Below are 2,078 nucleotides of genomic sequence, written 5' to 3' on the forward strand. Positions count from 1 at the left end.
CCACGCGCACCGTCAACAGGCGTCGCGCCGCTCGGGAGGGTCTGCACAACCCTCGACCGGTCCTCACGACCGGCCCACGACCGCCAAATCCGCCGCTCAGACGCATTCGGTGAATACTGCGGGGTGACAGCTGTTCGTAACGGCGGTAGGTCGGATCTAGAGGCAAGAAGAAGCTTCTTCAATTGCTTATCAAGGTGTATACGGGCGGCGAAGCCCAAAGCTGATCAGCCCGGTAGAATCCAATGAACGAACCAAGTGACCTCGGAAGATCTGCAGACGCAGCAAAAGAAATCGCGAAGACAACGTCTAAGGCGATCGATGCAGGCACGGAGGCCGGGAAATTCTTTTCGAAGGTAATGGGGGATCTAATCACTGACGGCATTGGCTTAGTAGGTGATCGCGTTCGATTCTATAGAATTGAACGTGCTGTCCTTCTCGCAGAAAGAACGGATGAACTTCTCAAAGGTAGGAATGTGAAGTCGCTTCGTGCGGTCGCTCCAAACATTGCCCTACCGATTATCGAAGCTGCTGCTTCCGAGGCTGATGACGAAATCCATTTGAAATGGGCAGAGTTGTTGGCACAGGCGATGGACCCAGATGCCCCAACGGTCGACAGACGATTAATTACAACTCTTTCTGCCTTATCACCATCCGATATGAAAGTGTTTGACGTGATGTCGCGTTACGCCTCAGGGCAAATAGATGTCGAAAAGACGTCACTGAGAATGTATAGGGATGGTCCAGCTGGAGATGCTGTTTTGTCTGTCTCGAGGGAAGAGCCTGTGCTGTCATATGCTCAAATCATGTATAAGTATTTCGAGAAATTCGACCCAGACCGAATAAAAACGAAAGACGATGGAGCGCGATATTTTGAAGAGCTGAAGGGTGAAGAAGTTGTCGTTTCATTGGAGAACTTAGTTTCATTGGGGCTAGTGATGACAAGTAAGATTGAATGGACTGGTGAAGACGGTGAGCGATACCTCGATGATAGTGTCAGGACTGCGCGACTATTCCTTACCGATTTTGGGCGCAGATTTGCTAGCTCGACCGGATATCTGATTCCAGACCCAAAGGTTACGTATTATCCTTGGTTCAAGAACGCTCCATCTGAAGAAAAAGGGTGACAAATAACGATCTGATGCTGGTCTGATTACTCAGTGTGGCTGCGTGTGGGTGGCAAAGAGCGCTTAACGTGTCCACCTAACGCAACTTCACGATAGAAATAAAACATGCCCACCCCTCGCGAAAGCATCCTCGCCGCGCTGCACGCGCGGCTCTCGGCGCTGCCTGCAACCGTCCTGCGCGGCGAGGTGCTGCCAGAGCGCGTACCGGCCGAAGGCCTGCTGATCCTGCGGGATGGCGAGCCGGGGGAGCCGGAGGTGACGCTGTCGCCGCTGGCTTACCACTACCAGCACCGCGCCGAGATCGAGGCGGTCGTGCAGGGCGCCGAGCGTGACGCGGCCTTCGACACACTTTGCGCCAGCATCGGTGCGACGCTCGCGGCCGACCGGACGCTGGGCGGGCTCTGCGACTGGGTCGAGGCGGAGGCGCCGCGGCCGGTCGATTTGGCCTTAGAGGGCGCGGCGAGCCTGAAGGCGGCCACCATCGCGGTGGTGCTGCACTACTCCACGGACGACCCGCTGAGCTGAGCGCAGCGCAGACGACGTCCGTCACCCGACCACTGACCCACCGGCCCGCAGATCCGCTCCGCGGGCTGTTCCTTTCTGCGACAGGAGAGCATCATGGCACGATCCCTTGGGGCGCGGGCCCGCTTGGCGCTCGGCTTCGAGACCACCTACGGCACGCCGCCGGCCAGCGGCTTCATCCGCATGCCGTTCGCGCCGGGGCTGACCGTGGCCGCCGAACAGCCGCTGCTCGACTCCGAGCTGCTGGGCTACGGCCGCGATCCGCTGGCGCCCGTCAAGGACGCGATCACCGCCGACGGCGACGGGGTGGTCCCGATCGACGCGGAGGCCTGGGGCCACTGGCTCAAGGCTGCCTTCGGCGCGCCGACGACCAGCGGCACCGGCCCCTATACCCACGAGTTCCAGTCCGGCGCCTGGGACCTGCCGAGCTTC

3 protein-coding genes are annotated in these 2,078 nt (G+C 59.1%); all 3 read left to right on the forward strand.

Features of this window, described 5'->3' with window-relative positions:
- Positions 1 to 242: 242 nt before the first annotated feature.
- Entirely contained in the window at positions 243 to 1,124 is an 882-nt protein-coding gene (locus DLJ49_RS21090; protein WP_115395467.1) for an Abi-alpha family protein, read from the forward strand.
- Between the two features lie 105 nt (positions 1,125 to 1,229).
- Complete coding sequence (locus DLJ49_RS21095) at positions 1,230 to 1,649, forward strand: acyl-CoA transferase (RefSeq protein WP_115395468.1); 420 nt, start codon at positions 1,230 to 1,232, stop codon at positions 1,647 to 1,649.
- A 93-nt stretch (positions 1,650 to 1,742) separates the two neighbouring features.
- Positions 1,743 to 2,078: phage tail tube protein (locus tag DLJ49_RS21100; RefSeq protein WP_233489384.1), on the forward strand; the 336-nt coding region annotated here is incomplete at its 3' end.

The sequence above is a fragment of the Rhodovulum sp. 12E13 genome, assembly GCF_003340565.1.
GTDB lineage: Bacteria > Pseudomonadota > Alphaproteobacteria > Rhodobacterales > Rhodobacteraceae > HLUCCA09.